This window comes from Mycobacterium sp. E2462, assembly GCF_001672685.1.
In the GTDB taxonomy this organism is placed as follows: Bacteria; Actinomycetota; Actinomycetes; order Mycobacteriales; family Mycobacteriaceae; genus Mycobacterium.
This window is the reverse complement of sequence record NZ_LZKC01000208.1, coordinates 1-7,552: the sequence shown is the minus strand read 5'-3', so window position 1 is coordinate 7,552 and position 7,552 is coordinate 1. Positions and strand designations below refer to the sequence as shown.

The following is a 7,552-nucleotide window of genomic DNA, read 5'->3' as shown; positions in this document are numbered from 1 at the left end:
CCCGCGGCGCCGGCGATGCCCGCCTTCGGGGGCGGATCGCTGCCGGGGCTGGGCGGGCTGCCGGCGTCCGGGGCCGGGTGGGAACCCGCGGGCGGACTGCCTTTCGATGCGGCGCTCGGCGATGACAGGCCCGCGGTCGAGGACGTGGACGACGACACCCCGGCGGACGCCGACCAAGCGGATCTCCCCGAAGACCGCGACGAGGATCCGGCCGCCCCGAGCGACGACGATGCGGCGATGCCGGATGAGACACTTCCGGTCGGTCCCACGCCCGTCGCCCTGCCGGACGGCGAAACCGTGACCGCGGCGAGCCCACAACTGGCGGCAGCCATCAAGGCCGCCGTCGCCGGTGCGCCCATCGCCGAGGCCTTTCAACAGCAAGGGTTGACCCTTCCTCCCCCCGGAACGCCGGTGGCCAACCCGATCGAGCCGGCACGCCTGGCGCCCGGGGATATCGGCATCTTCACCGATCGGCACACCGTCGCGCTGGGGCCCGAGAAGGCGCTTCTGGACGGCCAAATTCAGCACATCAGCACCGTGAGTGGACCAAGCTTTCTAGGCTGGGAGCACCCGCCGGCACCGGCCGCGCCGGCGACCGCCCCGGCCAAGCCCGACGCACCGACACCGACCCGGCCGGCGACCTCGTCGACCACCTGAGAAAGTGAACCCGCCGGCCCGGCCGGCAGCTGTGAACAGGAGAAGCGGATGGCAGAGTCGATTCATGTGGTGCCCGCGCACTTGCGTCAGGCCGCCGCGCATCATCAGGAGACCTCCGACTACCTGCGCACCGTCCCGTCCTCGCACGCCGCCATCCAGGACAGCCTCGATTCGCTCGGCCCGATCTTCGGCGAACTACGCGACGCCGGCCGTGAGCTGCTGGAGCTCCGGCGACAGTGTTACGAACAGCAAGCCTCGGACCACGCAGACCTGGCGGACAAGCTGACCGCGTCGGCGGCCCTGTGGGAAGAGCACGAGCAGGGCGCGGCGCAGCAGTTCCGCGGCATCGTCGACGGCGGTCGATGACCGACGCCAACCCCGCTTTCGACACCGTTCACCCGAGCGGACACATCCTGGTTCGGTCCTGCCGCGGGGGCTACATGCACAGCGTCGCGCTCAGCGAGGAGGCCATGGAGACCGACGCCGCGACGCTGGCGCGGGGCATCCTTTTGACCGCCGACGTCTCGTGCCTGAAGGCGTTGCTAGAAATTCGGGACGAGATCGTGGCGGCCGGACACACGCCGTCCGCGGAGGTTCCGACGAACCGAGATCTTGACGCCGCGATCGAAAAGCTGTTGGCGCACAAATTACGCCGCCGTGACGGCGTGAACCAGCGGTCCTGACCGGCGTCGGAACCCTCGCCTAGAGCAGCCAGCCCTTGGCCGCGTCGGGGTTGGGCGCGATGTCGGTGGGCGGCTCTACGGGATTGGGGCCGAACAACTCTCGCGCGCGGGCCAGCAGGGCCCGCACTTCGTCGAGTTGCTGCTGCAAGGCGGATTCGGCCATATCCTCAGGCTACGCAGGGGCCCGCAGCTGCACAATTCACTGTCTGCATAAGTGGTCGACCGGATACCGGTACGCTTAGCCGGGTGGCGATCTTCGGTCGGATGACGGCGCGCCAGCGCCTCCGGAGAGCTACCCGGGAGTCACTGGCGACTCCCGCCTTCAGCTCTCCCATCGATTGCACCCCTTGGGTGGTCGGTGGCTTGTGGCCGGCGGAACTGTCGAATCCCACCCCCGAAACCGCTTCCCTCGCACAGTATCTCGAGGCCGACCTGCGGCGTATCGTCTCCGACGCCAACGACGAGCTGAAAATGCTCAAACGGTCCGGCATGCCCGACCCGGCGCGGCAGGCGGCGGAGGCTCGCGTCATCGACGGGGCCCGCGCCAGCGCTGTGCGGCGGGTCGAGTCGACGATGCGTCAGCTGCACGCGGTGCGGGCTAAAGCGACCGGTCCCCCGCCGCCGCACCCGCTTCGGCCACGGGTCGAGCCTCCGGCGCGCCCCGACCTGGAACGCACGCAGATCCTTCCCGTGACGACCAATCCCTTCGCCCAGGCGGCGGCCAGGGCGCTTCCCCACCAACCGACGCCGGCGGAAGCCGAGGCGAACGGCCGCCACCACGCCGCCGAGTCGCGACCGGTCGATTCGCCCGTGACGTCGAGGGAGCAAGGTGTCGCGGGCGACGATGCCGCGGCGGCCTCGGCCCTCGACCAGACGCAGATCATCCCGGTGATCACCGAAGCGCCGCCGCCTCCGGTCGTGGAGCCGGAGACGGGTGCTGGTGAGGTTCCGCAGGACGCCGGCAATGGGCGTCACCACGTCTCCCAGCCCGAGGTTCCCGGCGAGCAGGCGGTGCAAGCCGAAAAGGCTGATGTCGCCGAGACCGAGGCCTTCCCGGCGCCGGTAACCAGCGAGGAGCTCGTCGCCGAGCCGCCGAGGCAGGGTCTGGCGATGGAGTCGAGCGTCGAGCCCGTGGCCGAGACGCCCCAGCAGGAGTTGTCGGCGCCGCGTCGCGCCGAGGAACTCACCGACAGCGGTCGCCACCACGTCGTCGCGGCGGAGGCCGCGCCGGAGTCGCCGGACGCGGCCGGGTCGGTGGCCGAGTCACCGGCAACCGAGGCCGTCCCGGCGGTGGTCCCCGCCAAGGAACCCGTTGCCGCGCCACCTCGAGTCGCGGAACCGGCTGCCGGCGCCCAGCCACCCGCACCCGGCCCCCCAGAGGCCGCCCGGCAGGAGGCGCCGGCGACACAACCCAGCGCCCGACCGCCCATCAAAAAGCGCTCGCCGTCAATGACATTCGATGCCGACCGGCTCAACCGGCTCCTCGAGTTCGTCGTCCGGCAGGAACCCCGCCTGAGTTGGGCGGTGGGTCAACGCGCGGACGGCACAACCGTGCTGGTCACGGACCTCGCCCACGGATGGATACCGTCGGGCATCACCTTGCCCGACGGCGTGCGACTGCTCGAGCCCGAGCGGCGCACCGGCAAGGTGGCGGCGCTGATCGGTGACGCGCCGCACGTGGTGACTTACGCGCCCGGGGACTCGTTGCGGCGTTCGGCCGGTTTCGCGACGACCAAGTCCTCGCTGGAACCGCGCCGGTTGCCCGTCATCGACGATCTGGCCGGAGCGCTGAGCGGCGCCATCCGGCGGCACGAGGGATTGCCGCGCATCGTGCAGCGGCTGGCCGACGCCGCGGCCGCGGGCGTCGCCGTGGTCGACCAGGAGGTCGACGTGCTGCGGGTGCACCTCGACACCGCGCGCTACCAACTGCTGATCCAGCAAACCCGCGTCGACCAGGCGTTGTTACACAAGTGCCTGCTGATGGCCGCCACCGAGGGCATCGCCAGCGGCGACACCGTCTCGGCCAACTACCACCTGGCCTGGTACCAGAAGCTCGCGGCACCGGCCTCGTGACCGGCGGGCGTCAGCGCCGCCGCACCTTCGGGCCCACAGCCCCAAAGTCACGAATTGACGCTGTTCCAACAGGGCGACGATACTGACACGGTGTCAGGTTCGGGCAGGCGCGCGAATCTCAGCGACAAAGACCTCGTGGAATCGGTGCTCCGAGAGCTCAGCGAGGCGGCCGACAAGTGGGAAGCCCTGGTGGCCCAGGCGGAGGCCGTCACCTACAGCGTCGACCTGGGTGACATCACCGCCGTCGCCAACTCCGACGGCCGGCTCCTCAATCTCACGTTGCACCCCGGCGTGATGACCGCCTACGGGCACGGCGAGCTTGCCGATCGGCTCAACCTGGCGATTACCGCGCTGCGCGAGGAAGCCGAGGCGGAGAATCGAGCCAGTTACGGCGGCCCGCTGCACTAGGCGCTGCGCGCGCTCATCGCCCGGCGCTTGGTGGCTGTGGCGCTTGGTGGATGCGGCGCCGGCTCTCTTCGCGCGCTGCGCGCGCTCATCGCCCGGCGCTTGGTGGATGCGGCGCCGGCTCTCTTCGCGCGCTGGGCGCGCTCATCGCCCGGCGCCGGGCGGCCCCGCGAACGCCTGCGCAATCTCCAACCACCGCCGCGCGTCGGCCCCCTCCGCCGCGACGTCCAACTCGCGTAGCGGCCGCCGTTGCGTCACCAGAAAACAGAAGTCCTCGGCGGATCCCGTCACGCGCTGATCGCCGTCCGGTGGTCCCCAGGTCCAGAGATCGCCGCTCGGGCCACGCAACTCCACCAGAAACGGTTCGGCCGGCGGGGCCAGGTTGTTGACGGCGTACGCGTAGTCGCGGGTCCGCACGCCCAGGTGCGCGATCGACCGCAGCCGCTCGGTCGCGACTCGTCTGACGCCGAGGGCGTCCGCGACATCGAGGCCATGCGCCCACGTCTCCATCAGCCGCGCGGTGGCCATCGAGGCCGCGCTCATCGGCGGCCCGAACCACGGAAGCTTGCGCCCGGCGGGGACCGTCAGCAGCGCGTCGTGCAGCCGGTCGCGGGTCGACCGCCACTCCGCCAGCAACTCCGCCGACGGCAGCGCCGCCAGCTCCTCGGCACCGGCGTCGACGAACCCTGCCGGATTGTCAGCCGCCCCCTGCAGCACCCGGGCGAACCCGGCCTCGTCGGTTACCGCGGTGAGGGCGACCCGATCCGTCCACAGCAGATGCCCGATTTGGTGCGCAATGGTCCACCCGGGCGCGGGCGTCGCGTCGGCCCACCGTTGCGGCGGCAACGGTGCGACCAGCGCGTCGAGGTCCGCACTCTCCGCGCGCAGGTCGGCCACCACGGGCGCGGGACCGCTCACCGCCGTCTCCGGCAACGGGTTGCAGGCGTCGTCATGTACGCACCTTAGCGATCGGTGCCCTGCTCCCCGCGCCGGCCGACGACGCTGTGGACGACCAGCCCCACCACGTATAGCACCGACCCGAACAGGGCGAACGCGGGCGCGCGCCCGTCGTCGGGGATCAGGAACGCGGCCACCGTGATCGCGAGGATGAACGCCACCCAGAACACCGCGTCCTGCACTGCGAAGACGTGGCCGCGCAGGGCGTCGTCGACGTCCATCTGCATGGCGGAGTCGGCGCAGAGCTTGACCGTCTGCCCCGTCACACCGAGCAGAAAGCCGCACGCCACCATCACCGGGATGACGAGGTGGGCGCCGGCCACCTCCACGACCGCCGACAGCAACATCGCGCCGTTGGCCGTCGCGTAACGACCCCACCGCCGGATCGCCGGCGGCGTCACCAGGTTACCCAGGAATGCGCCGAGGCCCGCGGCGGCGAAGAACAGCAGCGCGGTGCCAAATCCCCCGGTTTGTGGGTTCGGCAGGTGGTGAACCAGCAGCAGTATCAGCAGCGAATTGATCCCGACCACCATCCGGTGCACCGCAAGCCCGGACAGCGTGGCGGCGACGGTCGGCCGCTGGGCCACCGTGCGTACCCCGTGCAGCCACCCGGTCAGCACGGCGTAGCTCGCCGGCCCGTGGATCGCTCGCCGGGTGTCGTCCGGACCCAACACGTGCGAACCGAATCGGTACGACAGCAGCAACGCGAGCGCCACCGGGATCGCGGTGAGGAAAATGATGGCCGAGGCGCCCTGGTCACCGGCGCCCAACAGGTAACGCGGGATCAGCATAAAATTGGCGCCGAAGAACGCCGCGATGGCGCCTGCGGCCATGGCCACCGCGTTCATCGTGACGACCTGTTCGCGCGGGACCACGTGCGGCAGCGACGCCGACAGCCCGGACCCGACGAACCGCGCCAAGCCGTTGGCGACCAACGCCGCCAGCAGCAACGGCATGTCCCCGGCGCGCACGGCCAGGATCGTCCCGATCGCGGCGATGAGCACAAGGCGCCCGATGTTGGCGCCGACGAGCACCAACCGCCGATCCCAGCGGTCCATCAGCGCCCCGGCGAACGGCCCCAGCAACGAGTAGGGCAGGAACAGCACCGCGAAAGCCCGGGCAATCGAGAGGGGATCGGCCGCCCGGTCCGGGTTGAACAACAGCGCACCGGCCAGCCCCGCCTGAAACAGGCCGTCGCCGAACTGACTCGCCATCCGCACCTGCAGCAGACGCGAAAAATCCGGCAAGGCGCGCACCGTGCGCCAGACGGCGACGGGTGCGCTGGACTGCATCCGGGTGGGGATCAACGAACCGACTTCCGATGAGTGGGAGGGCTGGCGGACTCGCGCGGTCAGAGCCGCCCTGACAACAGTACAAAAAATCGCGGCCCGCGCTCGATTGCCCTGGCCGACGATGGACAGGATGCGATGATGGGGGAGTGCCGCCCGAAGACCCAGAGGACTATGTCGCGCCGGCCGCGCAGCGGGTGCGCGCGGGGACTTTGCTGCTGGCCAACACCGACCTCCTGGAACCGACGTTCCGTCGCAGCGTGATCTACATCGTCGAGCACAACGACGGGGGCACGCTGGGCGTCGTGCTCAATCGCGCCAGCGAGACGGCCGTTTACAACGTGCTGCCGCAGTGGGCCAAGCTGGCCGCCAAACCCAAGACGATGTTCATCGGGGGGCCGGTGAAGCGTGACGCCGCGTTGTGCCTGGCGACGCTGCGCATCGGCGCCGACCCGCAAGGGGTCCCGGGTCTTCGGCATGTGGACGGCCGAGTGGTGATGGTGGATCTCGACGCCGACCCCGACTCGCTCGCTCCGCTGGTCGAAGGGGTGCGAATCTTCGCGGGCTATTCGGGCTGGACCATCGGGCAGCTCGAAGGCGAGATCGAACGCGACGACTGGATTGTGTTGTCCGCGTTGCCGTCCGACGTCTTGGTCGGGCCCCGGTCGGACCTGTGGGGCGACGTGCTGAGGCGCCAGCCGCTGCCGTTGTCGTTACTGGCGACCCACCCGATCGACCTCAGCCGCAACTAGGTCGGGGATCCCGTCCGACGCTTCAGTGGCAGGTCTGTGTGCAGCCCACGCAGCTGCCGGCGCACGCCGGCGCCGTCGCCTCCTGACGCACCGCGAAGCGGGCGGTCTGCCAGGAGCCGGCGGCCAACGTGCCGAACGCGCCGATCACGCACACGACGAGCACGACCAGCGCGGTGTGCGGGGCCGCGGCCAGCGCGACCAGGCCGCCTGCCGCGAGCATCACCGCCGCCGCCAGCTGCGTCGGCGCCATGGCGCGCAACACCACCGCGGTAGGGCCGATGTTCTGGTGATGCGCCAGCGACCAGGCCCCGAACCCGGCCGAGGCGACCGCCGCACACATGCACAGCACGCCCGCAATCAGCATGGCCTCACAATACGAGCCCGGATGCCGATCCGCGCATCGGGCTCGGCGGGTGCCCGCGCGTCAGTGCTGCAGAAAGGAGAAGTTGGGCAGCGGGGGCAGGCCGGGGACCAGCGCGAGCAGATTGGGTGTGCGCTGCTGGTTCGCCAGCGGCGTCTGCGCGGGAACGGTGGCCGGTGTTGCGCCGGGAACCTGCGCGGCGGCCGCGGGAGCCACGCCGGGAATCTGCGCGGGGCCCGGGAGTTGCGCGGGAGCCGCGGCCGGCGCGGCGACGGGGACCTGCGGGGGCGCCGCGACGGGGACGGGAGCCGCCGCCGGCGCCGCGGCCTGAATGCCCGCGGGGAGTTTCGCGGGCGCCCCGCCGGGTGTGTCGGC

Annotated in this window: 9 protein-coding genes and 2 pseudogenes; 6 read left to right on the top strand and 5 right to left on the bottom strand. The window is 71.0% G+C overall.

What is annotated here, in order from left to right; genetic code table 11:
* The 3 genes and pseudogenes from A5714_RS26550 to A5714_RS10560 form a co-directional block, all read left to right on the top strand.
* Positions 1 to 657, top strand: a pseudogene (locus A5714_RS26550) (hypothetical protein); the annotation flags it as partial.
* Positions 658 to 705: 48 nt separating this feature from the next.
* The gene (locus tag A5714_RS10565; protein WP_068285077.1) at positions 706 to 1,023 is read left to right on the top strand and encodes an ESX-1 secretion-associated protein; all 318 of its coding nucleotides are present in this window, start codon (positions 706 to 708) and stop codon (positions 1,021 to 1,023) included.
* Positions 1,020 to 1,340, top strand: coding sequence for a DUF2694 family protein (locus A5714_RS10560; protein WP_068070779.1), 321 nt, complete (start codon positions 1,020 to 1,022; stop codon positions 1,338 to 1,340). The genes A5714_RS10565 and A5714_RS10560 overlap by 4 nt, the downstream gene beginning before the upstream one ends.
* 19 nt (positions 1,341 to 1,359) lie before the next feature.
* Here the strand turns inward: A5714_RS10560 and A5714_RS26545 are convergent, their stop codons facing one another.
* Complete coding sequence (locus A5714_RS26545; protein WP_197513635.1) at positions 1,360 to 1,503, bottom strand: hypothetical protein; 144 nt, start codon at positions 1,501 to 1,503, stop codon at positions 1,360 to 1,362.
* Positions 1,504 to 1,586: 83 nt separating this feature from the next.
* On the opposite strand from A5714_RS26545, the gene A5714_RS10555 reads away from it, so the two are divergent.
* Entirely contained in the window at positions 1,587 to 3,413 is a 1,827-nt protein-coding gene (locus A5714_RS10555; RefSeq protein ID WP_068285075.1) for a DUF5632 domain-containing protein, read from the top strand.
* Between the two features lie 90 nt (positions 3,414 to 3,503).
* Positions 3,504 to 3,821 (top strand): DUF2710 family protein, encoded by a 318-nt coding sequence (locus A5714_RS10550; RefSeq protein ID WP_068070773.1) that lies wholly within the window; start codon positions 3,504 to 3,506, stop codon positions 3,819 to 3,821.
* Between the two features lie 141 nt (positions 3,822 to 3,962).
* Here A5714_RS10550 and A5714_RS10545 read toward each other — a convergent pair whose 3' ends face one another.
* A complete protein-coding gene (locus A5714_RS10545) occupies positions 3,963 to 4,736 on the bottom strand; it encodes a TIGR03084 family metal-binding protein (RefSeq protein ID WP_068285082.1) in 774 nt (257 codons plus the stop codon).
* 44 nt (positions 4,737 to 4,780) lie between these two features.
* Positions 4,781 to 6,067: an MFS transporter gene (locus A5714_RS10540; RefSeq protein ID WP_068285073.1), complete on the bottom strand. Its 1,287-nt coding sequence runs from the start codon at positions 6,065 to 6,067 to the stop codon at positions 4,781 to 4,783.
* Between the two features lie 146 nt (positions 6,068 to 6,213).
* Between A5714_RS10540 and A5714_RS10535 the strand changes: the two genes are divergently transcribed.
* Positions 6,214 to 6,816 carry a YqgE/AlgH family protein gene (locus A5714_RS10535; RefSeq protein ID WP_068070771.1) on the top strand — a complete coding sequence of 201 codons (603 nt, stop codon included), beginning with the start codon at positions 6,214 to 6,216 and terminating at the stop codon, positions 6,814 to 6,816.
* Between the two features lie 22 nt (positions 6,817 to 6,838).
* Here A5714_RS10535 and A5714_RS10530 read toward each other — a convergent pair whose 3' ends face one another.
* Both A5714_RS10530 and A5714_RS10525 read right to left on the bottom strand, forming a co-directional pair.
* Positions 6,839 to 7,180, bottom strand: a complete 342-nt coding sequence (locus tag A5714_RS10530; RefSeq protein ID WP_068285071.1) for a hypothetical protein — start codon at positions 7,178 to 7,180, stop codon at positions 6,839 to 6,841.
* A gap of 60 nt (positions 7,181 to 7,240) precedes the next feature.
* Positions 7,241 to 7,552: pseudogene (locus A5714_RS10525) on the bottom strand (hypothetical protein); the annotation flags it as partial.

Coding starts and splice junctions, on each gene's coding strand:
- A5714_RS26545 (WP_197513635.1), bottom strand. CDS start 1,503: ATGGCCGAATCCGCCTTGCAGCAGCAACTCGACGAAGTGCGGGCCCTG.
- A5714_RS10540 (WP_068285073.1), bottom strand. CDS start 6,067: ATGCAGTCCAGCGCACCCGTCGCCGTCTGGCGCACGGTGCGCGCCTTG.
- A5714_RS10560 (WP_068070779.1), top strand. CDS start 1,020: ATGACCGACGCCAACCCCGCTTTCGACACCGTTCACCCGAGCGGACAC.
- A5714_RS10530 (WP_068285071.1), bottom strand. CDS start 7,180: ATGCTGATTGCGGGCGTGCTGTGCATGTGTGCGGCGGTCGCCTCGGCC.
- A5714_RS10565 (WP_068285077.1), top strand. CDS start 706: ATGGCAGAGTCGATTCATGTGGTGCCCGCGCACTTGCGTCAGGCCGCC.